Here is a 19,805-nt window from a genome sequence, read left to right as displayed (position 1 = left end):
CCCGCCCGTCCCTCAAGGTTTGGCCGCCGCGGGCGGATAAGCCTGGTTCAGGTACTCCACGATCAACGGCACCTGGTCGGGCGGTATCGGGGCGCCGTAGGTGCCCACCATCTTCTTGACCTCGGCCTCCCAGAAGCCCAGCGGCATGGGCGGCTGCGACGACACGTAGTCCACGGAATGGCACATCAGGCACAGCGACGCGGCCTGGGCGCCGGCGCCGGTGCCGGGATGCAGCTTGGCGGTTTCCTGGGGCAGCTTGATTTCCAGGGCCTGGGCGGCAGGGGCCAGGCAGGCGGCGGCCAGCGCAAGCGCCGGCGCGCAACGACGGAATTGGCGGATCATGGCGGGCTCCTCAGGCGGCGGTGACGCGTACGGTTTCGACCACGTTGCGCATGTAGCCGGCCGGGTTCCACAGCGCCTCCAGCGGCTGCGTGTCGCCGGCCATGTTGGTGGCGCGCACCTTCAGCTCGTAGTCGCCGGCGGCCTCGGGCGTGAAGTCGGCATGCCATTCGCGGAACGAATAGCGGCCCAGGTCCTTGCCCAGCGTGGCGGCGCGCCAGGTCTTGCCGCCGTCGGACGAGAACTGCACCTCGCGGATGCCTTTGCCGCCGTCGAAGGCGATGCCGCGCACCTGCACGCGCTTGCCGCGGGCGACGCGCGCGCCTTCGGACAGGCTGGTGATGAAGCTGCGCACGTTGTAGCGGCCGATGGGACGCGTTTTCTCCGGCGCCTTGCCCGGCGGCGTGCAGGCGCAATCGTTGTCGGGAATGCGGTAGGCCTTCTGCATCCAGAAGCCGTCGAACTCTTTGTCCAGCACCTTGATGTCGGCCAGGTGCTTGACCCAGTAGGTGCCGTAATACCCCGGCACCACCAGCCGCACCGGGTAGCCGTTGAGCATGGGCAGGTCGGCGCCATTCATGGAGTAGGCCAGCATGACCTCGCCGTCCATCGCATGGGCGGTGTCCAGCGCCTTCACGAATTCCGGCGTGCCGGGCAGCACCGGGCGGTCCATGCCCTCGAACGTGACCTGGCGCGCTTCGGCGCGGATGCCGGCTTTTTCGAGCACGCGCTTGAGCGGGATGCCCAGCCAGCGGGCGTTGCCCATGGCGCCGTTGCCCGACTGCCCGCCGCCGACCCGCGGCGAGAAAAAGCCGCGGCTGTTGCCCGAGCACTGGGTCACGGCCACCAGCTCCACCGGCTTGCCGAAGTGCTGCTTCAGGTCGGACAGCGACAGCTCCAGCGGCTTGTCCACCAGCCCGCTGACCTTGATGCGGTAGGTGTTCAGGTCGATCGTGGTCGGGATGTTGCCCAGGTGGTAGCGCACGAAGAACGCATCGTTGGGCGTGAGGAGGTTCTCGTCGAAGACGGAGAACGGCGTTTCCAGTTGCGGCGGACGCGAGGTCTGGCGGATCAGGGGGCGCTTTTGCGGGTAGGCGATCAAGTCGCGCTCGCCGTTGGCGAAGGGCAGCGTGACGGTGGCGGGCGCCGCCAGACTGGTCAGCGTATGGCCGGCCAGCGTGCTGCTGGCGCCCAAAGTACAGGCCTGGCGCAGAAAGCGCCGGCGCGCATTCGGATCGAATGTGCTCATCTTCTGGTCTCCTCTTTCTTATTGGACGCCCTGCGCGGCGGCGTACAGGGATGAGACTACGCCCGGCGGGCTGACAAGTGCGTTAATTGTTGCATCGCCCGTTTCAAAATCCGGGATTTCCGCTCGGACGGCCCGCCAAACAAAAAGCCCCCAGCAAGGGGGCTCTGTGCGTGGGCTGCGGGAAGACGGATCAGCCGGCCTGGCAGACCGTCGCGTCGCCGCGGGCGGAACCGTCGCGCCGGCTTGCGGTTTCGCGCAGCGGCTGCAGGCGGGCGTTGCGAAACGGCGCGAAGCATTCGGCCCAGGACGAGGGCAACAGGGGCGTGGCATGGCGCACGGCGTCGCGGCGGGCGTAGTGGCTCAGCAGCTGCTGGCCGATGGGGGCGTCTCCCAGAGGATGGCGGGTGTTCATGGTATTTCCGTATTGCATTGAAAGTGTATTCAGTGTACCAGCATCGACCCCGATGCGCCAGCCCCGCCAAGCGTCCAAGTGCTTGATTTAAATAAGACTGTCCCTGTTTATCCCTGATGGACCTCGGGATTGCCCTAGGCCCTCAAAATAGTAGACGGTATACAATGTTCATCATGCCCAGGCCAGACCGGCCTGGAATCCTCCCTACTGGACCTTGGAGCGCGCCATGGCTGAACTGATGAACCGAGATGAATTCCGCACCGCGTTGGAAAACGCGATCAAGGGCAAGAGCGCCAACGCCTCGCCGTTTTCTATCGCCTGGGCCGAGGGCAAGCTCAGCCGCCAGCATCTGCAGCGCTGGGCCGAGAACCACTACCACTACGTGGGGCCGTTCGCCGACTACCTGGGCTATCTGTACGCGCGCACGCCGGACTCGTACACCGAGGCCAAGGACTTCCTGCTGGCCAATATGTATGAAGAGGAAATCGGCGGAGACCGCCACACGGACCTGCTGATCCGTTTCGCCGAAGCCTGCGGCACCACCCGCGAGCGCGTGGTCGACCCCGACAACATGTCGCCCACCACCCGCGCGCTGCAAAGCTGGTGCTACGCCGTGGCCATGCGCGAAGACCCCATCGTGGCGGTGGCCGGGCTGGTGGTCGGCCTCGAATCGCAGGTGCCCTCCATCTACCGCAAGCAGACGCCGACGCTGCGCGAGAAATACGGCTTCACCGACGAGGAAGTGGAGTTCTTCGACCTGCACATCGTGTCCGACGAAATCCACGGCGAGCGCGGCTACCAGATCGTGCTGGAGCACGCCAACACGGTGGAGCTGCAGCAGCGCTGCCTGAAGATCTGCGAGATCGGCGCGCAGATGCGGCTGCTCTACACCACGGCGCTCTACACGGACTACGTGCAGAACGACATCGCCCTGCCCGAACTGGGCCTGGCCGCCTGAGACAGCAACGCAGGCCGTCCGGCTTCGCGCCGAACGGCGAGAGAAGAGCGCAGGGGATCAGAGCACCATGCCTACAGTCGTGTTTCATAAAGGCGGCCAGACCTACACCGAGGTGGTGAAGGAAAACACCAACCTGGTGGTGCGGGCCGGCATCAAGCAGTTTCCGTATCCGCATCTGCGCTACGAATGCGGCATGGGCAAGTGCGCCAAGTGCGCCTGCCGCGTGCTGGCCGGGGCCGAGCAGCTGCCGCCGGTGAACTGGAAGGAAAAAAAGCAGCTCGGCGAGCGCGTCGAGCAGGGCTACCGGCTGGCCTGCCAGCTCTGGCTCAACAGCGACATCGAGCTGACCCAGGACGTGGAGGCGTAGCGGCGATGGAACCGGCATATGTCATCCTGACCTCCAAGCCCGGCGTGTTCCGCACCGAGGCCGGCGAGGACGTGGAGATCATCGAAACCTACGACTACCGGTTCTACGGCCGCGCGCTGGCCGAGTACCGCATCGCGCGGCTGCGCGGCGAGACCCGGCTGACCGTGACCGAAGAGACCCCGCCGTACGTGGTCAACCGCGTGCCTTCCAAGTTCCTCGAAAAATTTGCGTCGGTGGAAGCGGCGCGCAAGGAGCTGTCGCACCTCACGCGCTTCGGCAGCATGCAATCGACCCTGACGCTGCGCAGCGGCGCCGTCCCTGCGGAGCAATGACACCCATGGTCCAGATCACATTCATTTCCAATGGCGGCAAGGTCGCCACGGCGCCCGAGAACAGCAACCTGCTGCGGGTGTCGCTCAAGGAAAAAGGCGGCATCCCGTTCAAGTGCGGGGGCGGGCTGTGCGGCACCTGCAAGTGCCGGATCGAAGAGGGCCTGGAAAATACCGACGCCATCAAGCCCAAGGAGCGCAAGCACCTGCGGCCGGAGGATTTCGAGGCCGGCTACCGCATGGCCTGCCAGACCTTCGTCAACGGCGACATCAAGGTGTCCTGGGTGATCCAGAACGGCAAGGGCGTGGTGGTGGGCGCGCCCGCCGCCCCGGTGCAGGCGCAGGCCTGAACGACCCCCCGAGGCCCGGCCTACGCCACCGAGGCGTGCTGGGCCTGCTGCGCTTCGGTGTAGGCGCGGGCGGCGTTGTGCACGTGCTGGCTGGCCAGCAGGGCGGCCAGGTCCCCGTTGCCGGCGATGACGGCGTTCAGGATCTGCGAGTGCTCGTCCCAGTTCTGCTTGGCGCGCAGCATGTTGCTGGGCGCGAACAGCAGCGCCGTGCGGTCGCGCAGCGAGCGCATCAGGTCGGTCAGCACCACGTTGCCGCCGATGGTGGCCAGCATTTCGTGGAACTGCGAATTCAGCGCCAGGAACTTGTCCAGCTGCTCGCTGCGCGCGGCCTCGGTGCCTTCGCGCAGAAAGGCCTGCAGGCGCTCGACGGTTTTTTCGTCGCGGCGCTGGGCCGCCAGCTTGGCGTTCAGCCCTTCCAGCGTGGCGCGCACTTCCACCATGTCGTAGGCGACGGCGTCGGACAGCACCGACACGGACGCGCCGCGGCGCGGTTCGATGGTGACCAGGCCTTCGGCGGCCAGCGCGCGCAGCGCCTCGCGCACCGGGATGCGCGAAACGCCCATTTCCTCGGACAGGCGTCCTTCGACCAGGCGGTCGCCCGGCGTGAATTCGCCGCTCAGGATGCGTTCGCGCAGTTTGTCGCGGATGACGGCGAACAATTGCGGGTGCTGCTCGCCGATCTTCAGCGAAGCGGAATGCTGCGTGGCGGGAGTAGTGGTCATGGCGAGCAGGTTTTGCGTAATGGATACAGTCTCCATTGTATTACCGGACGTGACGGGCGACAGGCCCTCAGCCGCCCCAGAAGGCCTTTACCAGCACCCCCAGCGCGCCGATGGCGCACACCGCCAGCAGCACGCCGCGCACCGCGCGCGGCGGCAGCCGGTTACGCAGCCGGTTGGAGACCGCAAACCCGGCCAGCAGAAACGGCGCCAGGCTGAGCGCCAGCCCGGCGTGGTAACCCGTATAGCGCTTGGCCAGCGCCAGCATGGCCAGCGAAAACAGCGATCCCAGGAACAGCACCATGCCCAGCGTGGCGCGCAGGCGCGGCGGCGCCGCGTGCTGCATGACGATGGCCAGCGGCGGCGCGCCGACCGAGGTCATGGTGCCCATCAGCCCCGAGGCGACGCCCGCGCCGGAGACGCGCCGCGGGGTCGCGCTGAAGCGCAGGCCGGCCGCGCTGAGCGCCACGGCGGCCAGGATCAGCACGGCGAACAGCACCCCCAGCGCCTGCGGGGCGAAGCGCGTCATGGCGTAGACGGCGATCAGCGTGCCCACCGCCCGCCCGGCCAGGGCATAGGAAACCGAGGGCCAGTCGATGGCCGCGCGTTCGCGCAGCGCGGTCAGCAGCGAGATGAAGCCGCCCAGGGTCAGCAGCGGACCGGGGGCGAGCTGGGGGAAGAACATGGCCGCCACGGGGGCGGCGAACATGGCGAAGCCCACGCCGCCCACGCCCTGCGCGATCGCGGCGCCGAATACGACGACGGCCATGGTGGCGTACTGCAGAAGGTCGGGATAGGGCAGGGAGGGGCTCATGCCGGGGATGGGGTATTTATGTATACGATAGTCTATCTGTGATTCGGCGGAATTTTCCGTCCAGGGCGTAAATCCAGGGTAATCCCTTGGTTTTTGCTTGATATTCAACGATTTTTAAGAATTATCGCTTTTCCCAGGTCCTACATATTTTGATTGATATAGATCAAGGCGAAATATAGTATACCGTTGCTGCTCAACCGACAGTCATGCATACAAGGGGAAAAGCAATGCAACCGGACGTCGCGCTCAATGCCGCTCATTGGATGTACCTATTCAGCGTGGCCGCCATCATCCTGACGATGATCCTGCGGGCCAATGTGGTGGTGCCCTCGGTCATCGGTACTTTTCTGGTCGTGCTCGCCATCACCGGCAGCCCGGTCAGCGCACTGATAGGCATCTTCTCGGCCAGCTTCGTGGCCGCCAAGGAGCTGTTCAATATTTTCCTGGTGATCACCTTCATGACGGCGCTGCTTAACGCGCTCAAGACGCTGCAGGCCGACGTGCGCATGGTGCAGCCGTTCCGGCGCGTGATGCGGGGCGGGCATTCCTCCTTCCTCATCATCGCGCTCTGTACTTATGTGATCTCGCTGTTCTTCTGGCCCACGCCCGCGGTGCCGCTGGTCTCGGCCATCCTGCTGCCGGCGGCCATCGCCGCCGGCCTGCCGCCGCTGGCCGGCGCCATGGCCATCGCCATCGCCGGGCAGGGCATGGCCCTGTCGTCGGACTACGTGATCGGGGTGGCGCCCAGCATCAGCGCCAAGGCCGCCGGCGCGGCGGTCAGCGCCGCCGTGGTGGCCGACCGCGCGCTGGTGCTGTCGCTGATCACCGGCGCGGTGGCGCTGACCGCCGCCTATCTGCTGGTGCGCAAGCACATCGTTCCCGCCGACGCCGCGCTGCTGACGGCCTGGCAGGCGCGCGCGCAGGACGGCAGCCTGGCGGAGATCGAGCACTCGGGCTCGTTCGACAAGGCAGAGCTGGCGCGCGGCACCATGGGCGCCGACCCGGCCCTGCCGCGCGGACCGGCCCTTAGCGACGAAGAGCGCCGCCGGGTGCGCTGGTCCAAGACCTTCGCGGTGGTCACGCCGCTGGCGTTCCTGGGCGTGATCGCCGTGATGGTGCTGCCGCGCCTGTTTCCGTCCTTGCCGGCGCTGCGCGGCGGCGATGCGGCGGCCCTGGTGGGCGGGGTGGCCGTGGTCGTGATGATGCTGGTCACGCTGGCGGCCGAAGGCCCGCGCCGGATGCTGGACGTCTGTCCGGAGCACGTCACCGACGGCTTCGTGTTCGCCTTCAAGGCCATGGGCTCGGTGCTGCCGATCGCGGGGTTCTTCTTCGTGGGCGCCAACGAGACCGCCGCGCAGATCCTGGGCGTGCCCCAGGCCCAGGCGCCGGGGCTGCTGTTCGAGGTGATTTCCGCCGGCCAGCACCTGATTCCGGAAAACCATTTCCTGGTGGCCTTCGGCGTGCTGCTGGTGGGCATGATCACCGGCATCGACGGCTCGGGCTTCGCCGGCCTGCCGCTGACCGGCACGCTGTCCGGCGCCCTGGGCCCGGTGGTGGGGGTGGACCCCGCCACGCTGGCCGCGGTGGGGCAGATGGGCGCGGTCTGGACCGGGGGCGGCACGCTGATCGCCTGGTCGTCGCTGATCGCGGTGGCGGGCTTCGCGCGGGTCAATGTGCTGTCGCTGGTGCGCGCGCTGCTGTTGCCGGTGTTGCTGGCGTTGTTCACCTCGACGATCTGCGCGGTGCTGATCTGGCGCTGATCCGCGCGGGGCGACCAGGGGTTTTCACGTATCGCCCCATATAGATTAAAGTATACAATGTTCAGAAAGCCGACCCGCCGCCGCCCGGCGGCTCCCCGGCACAGTCTTGAGGAAGCGCTCCCGTGGATGATCTCTCGCAGCAAACTTTCCTGAACCACATCGGCGGCAGCTGGACGCCCAGCGCCAGCGGCAAGACGGCGCCCAACATCAATCCGGCGGACACCGGCGACGTGGTGGGCCGCTTCCAGGTCTCGGACGCGGCCGACGCGCGCCGGGCCGTGGAGGCGGCGCAGGCCGCGTTCGCCGGCTGGCGCGATACGCCGATCTCCAAGCGCGCCGCGATCCTGACCAAGGCGGCCCAGCTGCTGGAAGAACGCGCCGCCGACATCGCCCGCGAACTGACGCGGGAAGAGGGCAAAAGTCTGTCCCTGGCCAAGGACGAGGTCCTGCGTTCGGCGCAGACCATCCGCTTCTACGCCGTGGAAGGCCAGTCCTACACCGGCGAAACCTATCCCAACGACGATCCGGACATGGTCGTCTACAGCCAGCGCGAGCCGCTGGGCGTGGTCACGGTGATCTCGCCGTGGAATTTCCCGATCTCGATTCCGGCCCGCAAGATCGCCCCGGCGCTGATCGCCGGCAACACGGTGGTGTTCAAGCCTTCGTCGGACGCGCCGCTGTCCGGCTACCGGCTGGCCGAGGCCCTGATCGACGCCGGGCTGCCGGCCGGCGCGCTGAATTTCCTGACCGGTCCGGCCGCCGCCGTGGGCGAGGCCATCACCGCCGCGCCCGAAGTCCGCGCGATTTCGTTCACCGGCTCGACCGCCGCGGGCGAGCAGATCCATCGCATGGCCGGCCTGACCACGCGCACCCAGATGGAACTGGGCGGCAAGAATCCGCTGATCGTGCTGGCCGACGCCGACCTGGACCGGGCCGTGGAACTGGCGGTCAAGGGCGGTTTTTCGCTCAGCGGCCAGGCCTGCACCGGCACCAGCCGGGTGCTGGTGGACAAGCGCGTGCGCCAGGAATTCACCGAGCGCCTGCTGGCCCGGATGAAGGCGCTGACCATCGGCAACGGCATGGACGGCAATTTCGACCTGGGCCCGCTGGCCACCTCCAGGCAGCTCGACAACGTGCTGGGCTACGTGGCGCTGGGCAAGCAGGAAGCCACCCACCTGTACGGCGGCGAGCGCCTGACTGGCGAGGGCTTCGACCGCGGCTATTTCGTGTCGCCGGCGCTGTTCACCGGGGTCACGCAGCAGATGCGCATCGCGCGCGAGGAAATCTTCGGCCCGGTGATTGCGCTGATCGAAGTCGACGGCTATGAAGACGCCATCGCCAAGGCCAACGACACCGAATACGGCCTGGCCGCGGCCATCGCCACCACCGACGCCCGCTACGCGCACCGCTTCGCCCGCGACATCCAGGCCGGCACCGTGAAGATCAACCGGACCACCACCGGCAACCTGATCAACGCGCCGTTCGGCGGGCTCAAGCATTCCAGCACCTCGACCTTCCGCGAATCGGGACGCGCGGGGCTGGAGTTCTACACGCAGATCAAGACCGTCTATCGCGCCGGCTGAGGCCGCGCTCCCTTTCCCCATACGCAACCGGAAAAAAGGATATCGCCATGAAGCAGGTCTATCGCCTGGAACTGGAAGAAGCGCGCGTCATGGTGCGCGCCGCCATCGCCAAATCGGAAGAGATCGGCGTGCTGGAAACCATCTGCATCGTCGACGACGGCGGCTATCCCATCGCGCTGGAGCGCATGGACGGCGCCCGCATCACCGGCCCGCAGATCGCCTGGAACAAGGCCTTCACCGCCGCCGGCCACAAGCGCTCCACGCACCTTTTCAATACGCCGCCCAACGGTCCGGCGCTGCCCGGCAACGAGGCCTTCGGCATCCAGTGGAGCTTCGACGGCAAGTTCGCGGTGTTCGTCGGCGGCTTTCCCATCGTGGTGGATAACGAGGTGATCGGCGGGGTCGGCCTGAGCGGCGGCAACGGCGAGCAGGACACCAAGGCCGGCGTGGCCGCGCTGGCGGCGCTGGCCGCGCTGCTGGAGCCGCGCGGCATGAAAGTGCTGGTCGAGGCGGACATCAAGAAATAGTCGAGGCCGGCCATGGCATATCGCGTGCACATCCTGGAAACGGACGAGGCGTTCCACGTCGAAGAGGGCGAATCGGTGCTGCAGGCCGCCGAGCGCTCGGCGGTCAAGCTGCCGCACGAATGCACGTTCGGCGGCTGCGGCACCTGCCGCATCCGGCTCGAGTCCGGCTCGGTCTCATACGACGAATTCCCGATGGCGCTGACGCCCGAAGAGGCGGCCGAGGGCTATGCCCTGGCCTGCCAGGCGCGGCCGCTGGGCGACCTGTGCATCAGCGTGCCCGCCAGCCGGCAGTCGTTTCCCGAGCCGCGCCGCCTGCCGGCCACCATCCACCGCCTGGAACGCTACTGCGACGACGTCATCCACCTGACGCTGGCGCTGCCGCAAGACGGGCTGGAGTACGTGCCGGGGCAGTACATGAACGTGCTGCTGCCCGACGGCGAGACGCGCAGCTTCTCCATGGCTTCCGCGCCCTCGGGCAACCTGGTCGATTTCCACGTGCGCCGCATTCCGGGCGGGCGCTACACCGACCATTGGCTGGGCCAGGCGCAGGCCGGCGCCCGCGTCGAGATCGAGGCGCCGCTGGGCGTGTTCAGCTATCACGAGGAAGACTGGCGGCCGCTCATCATGATGGCCACCGGCACCGGCATCGCGCCGATCAAGGCCATCCTGGAGTCGCTGCTGGACAACCCCGACTGCCCGCCCGTCACGCTGTACTGGGGCATGCGCACCGAGGCCGATCTCTATCTGCGCGAGCAGATCGAAAGCTGGGCCGCGCGCCTGTACGAGTTCAATTTCGTGCCGGTGCTCTCGCGCGCCGGGGCCGGCTGGCAGGGACGGCGCGGCCACGTGCAGGAGGCCGTCGTGGAGGAGCATGACGACCTGTCGGAACACGCGATCTATCTGTGCGGCGCGCCGGAAATGATCCAGCAGGCCAAGCAGCTGCTGGCCACGCGCGGCGCCAGCCTCGATCATATGTATGCCGACAGCTTCACCTTCCAGCACGCCTTGGCGGCGGCGGGATAAACGCTACCGATACACCAGCACCGGCAGCCGCGTATGCGCCAGCACGCGCTGGGTTTCGCTGCCCAGCAGAAAGCCGGTCATTCCGTGGCGGCCGTGCGAACCCATGATGATGAGGTCGCAGCCCTGGCTTTGCGCGGTCTCGACGATCGCCTGGTGCGGGTGGTCGTTGACCGTGACGATGGCGTTGCAGGGCACCAGCGCGTGGCGGGCTTCGGTTTCCAGCCCGTCCAGATAGGCCTGCGCGTTCTTGCGCGCCTGGTCGGTGTGCTGGTTCTGCGTGGTGCCCAGCATCTCAGCCTGGTAGATCAGCAGATGGTCTTCCGGGATGGAGCGGATGAGCGTGATCGTGGCTCCCATTTCCTTGGCGAAAACAAGAGCGCGCTTGAATGCCGATTCGGACAGCAGCGAGCCGTCCACGGCGATGAGCAAGTGCTTGTACATGTTGCCTCTCCTTCAGGAAAGGGACTGAACAGCCGCGCAACCAGTATAGGCGCGCCGGGGACGGGCGGCCAGTCCCGCCTAAGGACGAGGCGGCGGACTTCCCCTGCGCCGCGGTTGAGCATATATTGTCAGCGCGATATCCGGCAGTTCCCTCCTGGCTTGTGGCGTCATGCTTTGCGATTCACGGAGAACGGAAAATGCGTCGATTGCAACAATGGTTCATCGGCTGGCTGTGCATGGGACTGGCGGCCTGCCTGCCCGCCGTGGCGCAGACCAAGCTGGACAACGCGCAACTGGACCAGCTCATGGCGCCGGTCGCGCTGTACCCGGATTCGCTGCTGTCCCAGATACTCATGGGCGCCACCTATCCCGACGACGTGGCGGCGGCCGCCAAATGGTCGGCCGCGCACACTTCCGAATCCGGCGACCAGGCCGTCAAGGCGGTCGAGGGCGAGGCCTGGGACCCCAGCGTCAAATCGCTGGTGGCGTTTCCCTCGGTCATGGACATGATGGGCCGGCAGCCGGATTGGGTGAAATCCGTGGGCGACGCCTTCCTGGCGCAGCCGGACGCGGTCATGGATTCCGTCCAGCGCCTGCGCGTGCAGGCCCAAAAGGCCGGCAACCTCAAGAGCACGCCGCAGCAGAAGGTCACTTCCAGCACCACCAATGACAAGACGGTGGTGGTGATCGAGCCGGCCGACCCGCAGGTGGTCTACGTGCCCAGCTACAACCCCAGCGTGGTCTACGGCACCTGGGCCTATCCCTCCTATCCTCCCTACTACTATCCGCCGCCGCCGGGGTCGGTGTTCGCCACCTCGCTGGTGGCCGGGCTCAGCTTCGGTCTGGGCGTGGCCGCCGTCAACTCGATGTGGGGCGGCTTCGACTGGGGCCACAACGACGTCGATATCGACATCAACCGCTACAACAACATCAACGTCAACCAGCGCATCGACCGCAGCAACTTCAACAACAACAGGGCCACCTGGCAGCACAATCCGGCCAACCGCGGCAGCGCGCCGTACGCCGACGCCGCCAGCCGCCAGCGCTTCGACGGCCAGCGCCAGGCCGGCCTGCAGAACCGCCCGCAGGCGCGCCAGGGCCAGGCTGCCCGGACGCCGGCGCCCGGTTCGCGCGACGCCGCCCGCGAGCGCGCGGCGCAGTCCTTCGAAGGCCGCACCGGCCAGCCCATCGCCGGGCACGCCCAGCCGGGCGGCGCGCGCGCCCAGGGCGGCGGCAGCCGCGGGGCGGGGCACCAGGCCGCGCCGGCCCAGCACAACCGGGCCTCCAGCGTGTCCACGCAGGACCGGCAGGCCGCCGCGCAGCGCCAGCGCGCCGACGAGTCCGCGGCGCGCAACCGCAGCCGCGCCTCCAATAGCGCCAATGCGCTTAGCGACGCCGGCAACGGCGAACGCATGCGCCAGCAAAGCCATCGCGGCGAGATGAGCCACGGCGGCGCAGGCATCCAGCGCGGCGGCGGGCATATGGGCGGCGGCGGCCACATGGGCGGCGGACGCGGCGGTGGCGGACATTTCGGCGGCCGGAGGTAAGCACCATGCAGAAAAGCGCTTTCCCGACTTTCTTTTCCCTGCGCGCGCTGGGCGCGCTCGCGCTGGCGCTGGGCCTGGCGGCGCCGGCCGCGGCCCAGAGCCTGTATCCCAGCCCGCAGGCGGCCGCCGACGCCTTCGTCGACGCCATCGCCACCGGCGACCTCGACGGCCTGGCCAAGGTGCTGGGCCCGAACCACCGGCGCATCGTGCCCGGCGGCGTGGCGCAGGAGGACATCTACCGCTTCCTGGCGGCCTGGTCGCGCAAGCACGAAATCGTCGCCGACGGCGGCCGTTCCTGGCTGGCGGTGGGCGATTCGGGCTGGACCCTGCCGGTGCCCATGGTGCGCGCCGGCAGCGGCTGGCGCTTCGACCCGGCGGCCGGCACGGCCGAGATCCGGCGCCGCGCCATCGGCCGCAACGAACTGGCCGCCATAGACACCCTGCGCCAGCTGCAGGCCGCCCAGGTCCGCTACCGCGACGGCGTCGGCCAGGGGCGCTACGCCGGCCGGCTGGTCAGCCGCGCCGGCGAGCGCGACGGGCTGTACTGGCCCGAACTGCCCGGCTCGCCGCCGCAGGCCTACGGACCGGACGCGCTGGCCATGGGGCCGGACGTGCCGCCGGAGGACGCCTATTACGGCTACCGTTACAAGGTGATTCCGGGCGCGCGCGCCGACTCCTACCGCATCGTGGCGTGGCCCGCCCGGTACGGGCAGACCGGCATCGATTCCTTCGTCGTCGGGCCGGAGGGCGGCGTGCTGGAGGCCGACCTGGGGCCGTCGTCGGCGGCGCGCGCGGCGGCGCTGCGCGAACGCGATATCGAGGCCGGCAACTGGGTTTCCGCCGACGCGCAACCCGTTGGCGCCAAATGACTTTATCGGTCTGAGGGGGAGCCGGCGGCCGGCTTGTTGCCGGACCGCAACAGGCGTGTGCGTTTGTGGCGAAACGGCGGGCTGATATGCATTTGTCAGGCCGCCGTGCCTACAATGGCGAGCAGTCGCGAGACTGACCGATTTCCCTTTGCCGGATCCAGAAATTGAACCCCATGCATTTTGTCCGCTACGCCCTGGTGGGCGTGGGGATGGCGCTTAGCGCCGCGGCGGCTTCCGCCCCGATCTTCGTCCTGAATTCTCTGGACGCCAACGTCAGCATCATCGACCCGGCCACCTACAAGGAATTGCGGCGCGTGCCCACGGGCAAGGAGCCGCACCACCTGTACCTGACGCCGGACGAGAAATCGCTCATGGTGGCCAACGCCACCGGCGACACCATCACGCTGATGGACCCGCGCACCGGCGACGTGCAGCGCACGCTGACCGGCATCGTCGATCCCTACCAGTTGCAGTTCTCGCCGGACATGAAGTGGTTCGTGACGGCGGCCAACCGCCTGGACCACATCGACATCTATGCCTGGAAGCCGCTGGAGCAGGGCTTCGACCTGACGCTGGTCAAGCGCATCCCGGCGGGCAAGACGCCCAGCCACATCATGATCGACAGGAACAGCACGACGGCCTACGTCACGCTGCAGGACAGCGACCAGCTCATCGCCATCGACCTGGCCACGCAGACGCCGAAGTGGACGGTGCCGGTCGGCAAGACGCCGGCCGACGTGTTCCTGACGCCCGACCAGAAGACGCTGCTGGTCGCGCTGACCGGCGATTCCTACGTGGAAGCCTACGACGTCAGTAACGGCCCGGCCAGGCTGGTGACGCGCATCAAGACCGCGGCCGGCGCGCACGCCTTCCGCGCGCAGGGCGACCAGCGCCACCTGTTCGTCAGCAACCGCACGGCCAATTCCATCAGCCGCATCGACATGCAGACGCTGACGGTCACCGACACCTTCGCGGTGCCGGGCGGCCCCGACTGTATGGACGTCTTGGCCGACGGCAAGACGCTGTTGGTGACCTCGCGCTGGGCGCGCAAGCTTACCGTGGTGGACCTGGAGCAGAAGAAGGTTTCCAGCCAGGTGCCGGTGGGCAAGTCGCCGCATGGCGTCTGGACGCTCAACCATGCGCCTACGCGCTGACGCTTTCCGGGCGCGCCTGGCGGCCGCCGCCGCGCTGGCGCTGGCCGTGTCGAACGCCGGCGCCGCGGGGCCGGCCGCCTGCGACAAGCCCGTCTACCTGACCTTCGACACCGGCCACATGGGCGTGGCCCCGCTGGTGGCGGAGGTGCTGGCGCGCCACCAGGTCAAGGTCACGTTCTTTCTGGCCAACGAACGCACGCTGACCGGCGGCGCTAGCCTGGACGAAGTCTGGGCGCCCTGGTGGAAGGCGCGCGCCGCCGAAGGCCATGCCTTCGGCTCGCACACCTACGACCACGTCTACTGGCAGGGCGACCTGCCGGGCGGGCGCTTCCGCGTCAAGCCCAGCGCCGGCCCGGACGCTGGCAAGCGCGCCGAATGGACGTCGGCGCAATATTGCGCCGAGATCAAGCGTTCGGCCGCGCGCTTTCGCGAAATGACCGGGCAGGACATGCTGCCCCTGTATCGCGCGCCGGGCGGCAAGACCTCGCCGGCGCTGCTGCAGGCCGCGCGCGCCTGCGGCTACGAACAGGTGGGCTGGGCGCCCGCCGGCTTCCTGGGCGACGAATTGCCCAGCGACAAATATCCCAACGCCCGCCTGCTGGATCAGGCGCTGCGCAACATCAAGCCGGGCGACATCCTGCTGGCCCACCTGGGCATCTGGTCGCGCCAGGACCCGTGGGCGCCGGCCGTGCTGGAGCCGCTGATTGAAGGTTTGCAGCGCAAGGGCTATTGTTTCGCCACCCTGAACACGCATCCGGCCTATAGCGGCTGGATCGCCACGCATCATTGATCATGGAAACGCTTAGTCGACTTTTCGGAGAATGCCAGCAATGGATCTTCGAGACGGCGGTTCAGCCCGCGCTGTTTCACCTGGGCCTGAGCAACTTCATCGAGGACGGCTATGACGCCACGATGTGGCTGCTGGTCGGCCTGCTGCAGATCGCGGTGCTGGTGCTGGTATTCGGTCCCTTGCAGCGCCTGCGCCCGGTCGAGCCCGTCACCGACCGCCGCCAGATCGGCGTGGACGTGCTGTACACGCTGATCCACCGGCTCGGCGCGTTCCGCCTGGTGCTGTTCTTCACCGTCGATCCGCTGTGGGACAGCGTGTTCGGCCAGCTGCACGTATGGGGCTTCGCCGCGTTCCAGCTCGACCAGTACTGGCCCGGCGTGACCGACCGCGCCTGGGTCAGCCTGATCATCTATCTGCTGCTGTTCGACGCGGTGGACTACTTCTACCACCGGGCCCAGCACCGTTTCGGCTGGCTCTGGGCGCTGCACGCCGTGCACCACAGCCAGCGCCAGATGACCATCTGGAGCGACGACCGCAACCATCTGCTCGACGACATGCTGCGCGACGTGCTGGTGGTGTTCGTGTCGCAGCTGGTGGGCGTGCCGCCGGCGCAGTTCGTGATGGTGGTGGCCATCACCCAGCTGGCGCAGAGCCTGTCGCACGCCAACCTGCGCATGCATTTCGGCGCGCTGGGCGACCGCCTGCTGGTCAGCCCGCGCTTTCACCGGCACCATCATTCCATCGCCTACGACGCCTCCTCGCCGGGGCCGGCGGGCGGCTACAACTTCGGCGCGCTGTTTCCGTTCTGGGACATGCTGTTTCGCACCGCGCGCTTCGGCGTGGGCTACGGCCCCACGGGCATCCATGACCAGCAGCCCGAAGCCGGCGGCCGCGACTACGGACGCGGCTTCTGGTCGCAGCAGTGGCTGGGCCTCAAGCGCCTGGCCGGCCGCCCCTGAGGGCGGACGCGGCGTTCTTTCAGGGCGCGGCGTGGCCGTCGTGCGTGGTTTCGCGCTTGATCTCGCCGTGCCGGCGTTCCATTTCCTGGCGCAGCTCGCGCCGCAGCCTGGCCGCCTCCATGCGCTGTTTTTCCTCCAGCGTGCGCGGCGCCAGCGGCGGCACCGCGGTGGGCGCGCCGCGCTCGTCGACCGCCACCATCGTGAAGTAACAGCTGTTGGTGTGGCGCACCAGCTTTCTGCGGATGTCTTCGGTGACGACCTTGATCCCGATTTCCATGGACGTGCGGCCGGTGTAGTTCACCGCCGCCAGGAAGGTCACGAGTTCGCCCACGTGGATGGGTTCGCGGAAGACGACCTGGTCGACCGACAGGGTCACGACGTACTGGCCGGCATAGCGGCTGGCGCAGGCGTAGGCCACCTGGTCCAGGTACTTGAGTATGGTTCCGCCGTGCACATTGCCCGAGAAATTCGCCATGTCCGGCGTCATCAGGATGGTCATCGACAATTGGTGGCTGAATGCGTCGTCCATGGCGGCATTGAATCTGGGATAAAACGCCTATGGTAGCGGCTGGCGCGTCCCGCGGTCGCGGGTTTTCTGCGTTTCCCGGATCGCCGCCGCGCCGGTGCTATCCTCTTCGCCGTATCGACCGGAGATAGAAATGACCCAGGATGTTGCGAGCGCGGCCGTGCCGCGGTTGACTTCGCTTTCGCACGGCGGCGGCTGCGGCTGCAAGATCGCGCCGGGCGTGCTGTCGGCGCTGCTGGCGCGCTTCGGCCCCGCCGCCAGTTTCCCGAACCTGATGGTCGGCACCGAGACCGCCGACGACGCGGCGGTCTACTGGCTCAACGACGAACAGGCGCTGATCGCCACCACGGACTTCTTCATGCCCATCGTGGACGATCCCTACGATTTCGGCCGCATCGCGGCCACCAACGCGCTGTCGGACGTGTACGCCATGGGCGGCACCCCGATCATGGCGCTGGCCATCGTCGGCATGCCGATCAACGTGCTGCCGCACAGCGTCATCGCCGACATCCTGCGCGGCGGCGAATCGGTATGCGCCGACGCCGGCATCCCGCTGGCCGGCGGCCACAGCATTGATTCGGTCGAACCCATATACGGCCTGGCCGCCATGGGCCTGGTGCATCCGGACCGGGTCAGGCGCAATGCCGACGCGCGCGCCGGCGACGTGCTGATCCTGGGCAAGGGGCTGGGCGTGGGCATTCTGTCGGCGGCGCTGAAAAAGAACCTGCTGGACGAAGCCGGCTACCGCGTGATGATAGACACCACCACCCGGCTGAACCGCCCCGGGCCGGCGCTGGCCGCGCTGGACGGCGTGCACGCGGTGACCGACGTGACCGGCTTCGGCCTGCTCGGCCACGCGCTGGAAATGGCGCGCGGCGCCGGCCTGACGGCGCGCCTGCGCCTGGACAGCCTGCCCTGGCTGCCGGGCGTGCAGGCCTATGCGGCCGACGGCGTGATCACCGGCGCGTCCGGCCGCAACTGGGCCTCCTACGGCGAATCCATCCGTCTGGGCGAGTCGGTCACCGACACGCAGCGCGCCCTGCTGACCGACCCCCAGACCTCGGGCGGCCTGCTGGTGTCCTGCGCGCCTGACACGGCCGACGCGGTGCTGGACCTGTTCCGCGGCCACGGCTTCGCCGACGCCGCCGTGATCGGCGAGATGAGCGCCGGCGAGCCGCTGGTGCGGGTGGAGTAAAGCGGGGCCGCTACGCGCCCAGGCCGCTGGCGGTGGCCGCGGCCTGTTCCGCCAGCCACTGCATGACCACCGCCGTGTCCGGCGAGCTGCGGCGCGGGTTGCACACCAGCCAGTAGGCCAGCTCGGTGGCGCTGGCGGCCTGCCCGCCCACCGCCTCCAGGCGCTTGTCCGCCAGCATCGGCGCGACCAGCGCCAGCCGTCCCAGCGCGATGCCGTGGCCGGCCAGCGCCGCGTGCACGATCTGGTCGTACTGATTGAAGCGCAGCATGCCCTTGGCCTGGGCCCGGCCCAGGCCGCGCGCGTTCAGCCATTCCGACCATTGCAGCCAGGGGCGGCCGGGGTCGTCGAATTCCAGCAGCACGTGGCGCTGCAGTTCGCGGGCGTCCAGTTCGCGCGCGCCCAGGCTGGGATGCGCGACCGGCACCACCGATTCCCCGAACAGCCACCGCGCCGTGTCCGGCACGCCGTCGCGCAGGCTGTAGCGGATGGCGATGTCCACGTTCTCGCGGTCGATGTCGATGAGCCGGTTGTCGGCCGCCACGCGCACGTCGATCTGCGGGTGGGCCGCCTGGAAGTCGCCCAGGCGCGGCAGCAGCCACAGCGAGGCCACGCCGATGGTGGTGGTGATGGTGACGGGCGTGCGCCGCTCGGGCGCGCGCAGCTGCTCGGTGAGGTCGCCCAGCTGGCTCAGCCACACGTCGGCCATGCGGAACAGCTGCGCGCCTTCGGAGGTGAACGACACGCTGCGAAAGCCCCGCACCAGCAACGCTACGCCCAGGTGCGCCTCCAGCGCCCGGATCTGGCGGCTGACGGCGGACTGCGTCACATGCAGGTCCTGCGCGGCCAGCGTGATGCTCATGCGGCGGCCCACGGCCACGAAGCCCCGGACGAGATCAAGCGGCGGCAGTTTGGCCAGCGGATATGGCATTCGTGAAACTCATGCGTACCGGACGGAAATGTTGCTTGAGCAATAGTACTCCGAGGGCGTTCAATAGGGATTCGGAGGCCTCCCTGACCCTTACGGAGTTCGTGATGACTGTATCCCTGCCCGATGCGCCGCGCATCGAGATGTGGTTCGATTTCGCCAGCCCGTACAGCTATCTGGCGATCGAGCGCATCGACGCCCTGGCCCGCGAGGCCGAAGTCCGGGTCGATCTCAAGCCTTTCCTGCTGGGCCCCATCTTCCAGGCCCAGGGCTGGAACGATTCGCCGTTCCGGCTGTTTCCCGGCAAGGGCGCCTACATGATGCGCGACATCGCCCGCCTGGCCGAGAAATACGGCCTGGTCTACCGCCGGCCGCGCCTGTTTCCGCGCATGAGCGTGCTGCCCGCGCGCATCGCCCTGCTGGGCCAGGACGAGCCCTGGGGCCGCGACTTCTGCCTGGCCGTTTTCCGCGCCAATTTCCAGCATGACCAGGACATCCAGGCCGAGGACGTGGTGCACGGGCTGCTGACCGGCATGGCGCTGGACGCCGACGCCCTGATCGCCCGCGCCAAGTCCGAGGCCGCCAAGGAGGCGCTGCGGCGCCAGGTCGACCGCGCCCGCAACCTGGGGCTGTTCGGCGCGCCCACGTTTTTCGTGGACGGCGAGATGTTCTGGGGCAACGACCGCCTGGAAGATGCGCTGGACTGGGCCCGCCGCGGCGCGCCCGTCGGCGCCTGGGCGCCGTCGGCGGCCCGCGCCTGAACCGCCGCCCGAGCAAGTTTTCCGTCAACCCTTCGTCACACAATGAAGAACGCCAGCAGTGCCTATCGCGGCGCGCCCATGCCGGGCGGCCGTTCGTTCACCCAGTTCCGCGCCGCCCGCATCCGGCGCGTATCCTTCCATTGGAAGCTGGCCGAGCGCGCCCAGCCTGACGGCAGGCGCGATCCGAAGAACGGGCCCTAGCGCACGG

Annotated in this window: 24 protein-coding genes; 16 read left to right on the top strand and 8 right to left on the bottom strand. The window is 68.2% G+C overall.

Annotated elements, in window-relative coordinates; translation table 11 throughout:
• Positions 1 to 12: 12 nt before the first annotated feature.
• The 3 genes from A6B37_RS14380 to A6B37_RS14370 form a co-directional block, all read right to left on the bottom strand.
• Positions 13 to 342 carry a sulfite:cytochrome C oxidoreductase subunit B gene (locus A6B37_RS14380; RefSeq protein ID WP_102773157.1) on the bottom strand — a complete coding sequence of 110 codons (330 nt, stop codon included), beginning with the start codon at positions 340 to 342 and terminating at the stop codon, positions 13 to 15.
• 10 nt (positions 343 to 352) lie between these two features.
• On the bottom strand, positions 353 to 1,588 hold the full coding sequence (locus tag A6B37_RS14375) for a molybdopterin-dependent oxidoreductase (protein ID WP_111826127.1): 1,236 nt from the start codon (positions 1,586 to 1,588) through the stop codon (positions 353 to 355).
• Positions 1,589 to 1,778: 190 nt separating this feature from the next.
• The gene (locus A6B37_RS14370) at positions 1,779 to 2,000 is read right to left on the bottom strand and encodes a hypothetical protein (protein WP_102773159.1); all 222 of its coding nucleotides are present in this window, start codon (positions 1,998 to 2,000) and stop codon (positions 1,779 to 1,781) included.
• A gap of 226 nt (positions 2,001 to 2,226) precedes the next feature.
• Here A6B37_RS14370 and A6B37_RS14365 point away from each other — a divergent pair, with 226 nt between their 5' ends.
• The 4 genes from A6B37_RS14365 to A6B37_RS14350 all read left to right on the top strand — a co-directional run bounded on the left by A6B37_RS14365 (position 2,227) and on the right by A6B37_RS14350 (position 4,004).
• Positions 2,227 to 2,958 (top strand): iron-containing redox enzyme family protein, encoded by a 732-nt coding sequence (locus A6B37_RS14365; RefSeq protein WP_102773160.1) that lies wholly within the window; start codon positions 2,227 to 2,229, stop codon positions 2,956 to 2,958.
• 67 nt (positions 2,959 to 3,025) lie between these two features.
• A complete protein-coding gene (locus A6B37_RS14360) occupies positions 3,026 to 3,325 on the top strand; it encodes a 2Fe-2S iron-sulfur cluster-binding protein (RefSeq protein WP_102773161.1) in 300 nt (99 codons plus the stop codon).
• A 5-nt stretch (positions 3,326 to 3,330) separates the two neighbouring features.
• Positions 3,331 to 3,657 (top strand): ferredoxin, encoded by a 327-nt coding sequence (locus A6B37_RS14355; protein ID WP_111826126.1) that lies wholly within the window; start codon positions 3,331 to 3,333, stop codon positions 3,655 to 3,657.
• Positions 3,654 to 4,004 carry a 2Fe-2S iron-sulfur cluster-binding protein gene (locus tag A6B37_RS14350; protein ID WP_111826125.1) on the top strand — a complete coding sequence of 117 codons (351 nt, stop codon included), beginning with the start codon at positions 3,654 to 3,656 and terminating at the stop codon, positions 4,002 to 4,004. Before A6B37_RS14355 ends, A6B37_RS14350 begins: the two co-directional genes overlap by 4 nt.
• 20 nt (positions 4,005 to 4,024) lie before the next feature.
• On the opposite strand, the gene A6B37_RS14345 is transcribed toward A6B37_RS14350, so the two are convergent.
• Both A6B37_RS14345 and A6B37_RS14340 read right to left on the bottom strand, forming a co-directional pair.
• Positions 4,025 to 4,726: a GntR family transcriptional regulator gene (locus A6B37_RS14345; RefSeq protein WP_102773164.1), complete on the bottom strand. Its 702-nt coding sequence runs from the start codon at positions 4,724 to 4,726 to the stop codon at positions 4,025 to 4,027.
• Between the two features lie 67 nt (positions 4,727 to 4,793).
• Positions 4,794 to 5,537 carry a sulfite exporter TauE/SafE family protein gene (locus A6B37_RS14340; RefSeq protein WP_102773165.1) on the bottom strand — a complete coding sequence of 248 codons (744 nt, stop codon included), beginning with the start codon at positions 5,535 to 5,537 and terminating at the stop codon, positions 4,794 to 4,796.
• A gap of 227 nt (positions 5,538 to 5,764) precedes the next feature.
• Between A6B37_RS14340 and A6B37_RS14335 the strand changes: the two genes are divergently transcribed.
• The 4 genes from A6B37_RS14335 to A6B37_RS14320 all read left to right on the top strand — a co-directional run bounded on the left by A6B37_RS14335 (position 5,765) and on the right by A6B37_RS14320 (position 10,430).
• Positions 5,765 to 7,297 (top strand): hypothetical protein, encoded by a 1,533-nt coding sequence (locus A6B37_RS14335; protein WP_102773166.1) that lies wholly within the window; start codon positions 5,765 to 5,767, stop codon positions 7,295 to 7,297.
• A gap of 122 nt (positions 7,298 to 7,419) precedes the next feature.
• Positions 7,420 to 8,880 (top strand): aldehyde dehydrogenase family protein, encoded by a 1,461-nt coding sequence (locus A6B37_RS14330; RefSeq protein WP_111826124.1) that lies wholly within the window; start codon positions 7,420 to 7,422, stop codon positions 8,878 to 8,880.
• A 47-nt stretch (positions 8,881 to 8,927) separates the two neighbouring features.
• Positions 8,928 to 9,407 carry a heme-binding protein gene (locus A6B37_RS14325; RefSeq protein WP_102773168.1) on the top strand — a complete coding sequence of 160 codons (480 nt, stop codon included), beginning with the start codon at positions 8,928 to 8,930 and terminating at the stop codon, positions 9,405 to 9,407.
• Between the two features lie 12 nt (positions 9,408 to 9,419).
• A complete protein-coding gene (locus A6B37_RS14320; protein WP_111826123.1) occupies positions 9,420 to 10,430 on the top strand; it encodes a 2Fe-2S iron-sulfur cluster-binding protein in 1,011 nt (336 codons plus the stop codon).
• A gap of 3 nt (positions 10,431 to 10,433) precedes the next feature.
• Here A6B37_RS14320 and A6B37_RS14315 read toward each other — a convergent pair whose 3' ends face one another.
• Positions 10,434 to 10,871 (bottom strand): universal stress protein, encoded by a 438-nt coding sequence (locus A6B37_RS14315; RefSeq protein ID WP_102773170.1) that lies wholly within the window; start codon positions 10,869 to 10,871, stop codon positions 10,434 to 10,436.
• Between the two features lie 236 nt (positions 10,872 to 11,107).
• Here A6B37_RS14315 and A6B37_RS14310 point away from each other — a divergent pair, with 236 nt between their 5' ends.
• The 5 genes from A6B37_RS14310 (at position 11,108) to A6B37_RS14290 (ending at position 16,190) form a co-directional block, all read left to right on the top strand.
• Positions 11,108 to 12,418 carry a DUF3300 domain-containing protein gene (locus A6B37_RS14310; protein ID WP_246842493.1) on the top strand — a complete coding sequence of 437 codons (1,311 nt, stop codon included), beginning with the start codon at positions 11,108 to 11,110 and terminating at the stop codon, positions 12,416 to 12,418.
• Between the two features lie 5 nt (positions 12,419 to 12,423).
• Positions 12,424 to 13,287 carry a DUF2950 family protein gene (locus A6B37_RS14305; protein WP_102773172.1) on the top strand — a complete coding sequence of 288 codons (864 nt, stop codon included), beginning with the start codon at positions 12,424 to 12,426 and terminating at the stop codon, positions 13,285 to 13,287.
• Between the two features lie 173 nt (positions 13,288 to 13,460).
• The gene (locus A6B37_RS14300; protein WP_168202196.1) at positions 13,461 to 14,441 is read left to right on the top strand and encodes a YncE family protein; all 981 of its coding nucleotides are present in this window, start codon (positions 13,461 to 13,463) and stop codon (positions 14,439 to 14,441) included.
• Positions 14,425 to 15,231 (top strand): polysaccharide deacetylase family protein, encoded by an 807-nt coding sequence (locus A6B37_RS14295; RefSeq protein ID WP_111826120.1) that lies wholly within the window; start codon positions 14,425 to 14,427, stop codon positions 15,229 to 15,231. Before A6B37_RS14300 ends, A6B37_RS14295 begins: the two co-directional genes overlap by 17 nt.
• A 2-nt stretch (positions 15,232 to 15,233) precedes the next feature.
• Positions 15,234 to 16,190, top strand: a complete 957-nt coding sequence (locus A6B37_RS14290; protein ID WP_102773175.1) for a sterol desaturase family protein — start codon at positions 15,234 to 15,236, stop codon at positions 16,188 to 16,190.
• 19 nt (positions 16,191 to 16,209) lie between these two features.
• On the opposite strand, the gene A6B37_RS14285 is transcribed toward A6B37_RS14290, so the two are convergent.
• Positions 16,210 to 16,719 carry an acyl-CoA thioesterase gene (locus A6B37_RS14285; protein ID WP_102773176.1) on the bottom strand — a complete coding sequence of 170 codons (510 nt, stop codon included), beginning with the start codon at positions 16,717 to 16,719 and terminating at the stop codon, positions 16,210 to 16,212.
• Between the two features lie 130 nt (positions 16,720 to 16,849).
• Between A6B37_RS14285 and selD the strand changes: the two genes are divergently transcribed.
• On the top strand, positions 16,850 to 17,911 hold the full coding sequence (gene selD / locus A6B37_RS14280) for a selenide, water dikinase SelD (RefSeq protein ID WP_111826119.1): 1,062 nt from the start codon (positions 16,850 to 16,852) through the stop codon (positions 17,909 to 17,911).
• A gap of 10 nt (positions 17,912 to 17,921) precedes the next feature.
• On the opposite strand, the gene A6B37_RS14275 is transcribed toward selD, so the two are convergent.
• Complete coding sequence (locus A6B37_RS14275; protein WP_102773178.1) at positions 17,922 to 18,839, bottom strand: LysR substrate-binding domain-containing protein; 918 nt, start codon at positions 18,837 to 18,839, stop codon at positions 17,922 to 17,924.
• Positions 18,840 to 18,943: 104 nt separating this feature from the next.
• On the opposite strand from A6B37_RS14275, the gene A6B37_RS14270 reads away from it, so the two are divergent.
• On the top strand, positions 18,944 to 19,597 hold the full coding sequence (locus A6B37_RS14270; protein ID WP_102773179.1) for a 2-hydroxychromene-2-carboxylate isomerase: 654 nt from the start codon (positions 18,944 to 18,946) through the stop codon (positions 19,595 to 19,597).
• Between the two features lie 42 nt (positions 19,598 to 19,639).
• Positions 19,640 to 19,798 (top strand): hypothetical protein, encoded by a 159-nt coding sequence (locus tag A6B37_RS26085; RefSeq protein WP_168202195.1) that lies wholly within the window; start codon positions 19,640 to 19,642, stop codon positions 19,796 to 19,798.
• Positions 19,799 to 19,805 lie beyond the last annotated feature (7 nt).

The sequence above is a fragment of the Achromobacter sp. HZ01 genome, from assembly GCF_003267925.1.
GTDB classification, from domain to species: Bacteria; Pseudomonadota; Gammaproteobacteria; order Burkholderiales; family Burkholderiaceae_B; genus Achromobacter; species Achromobacter pulmonis_A.
The sequence above is the reverse complement of the archived record's forward strand: the minus strand, read 5'-3'. Positions and strand labels throughout refer to the sequence as shown.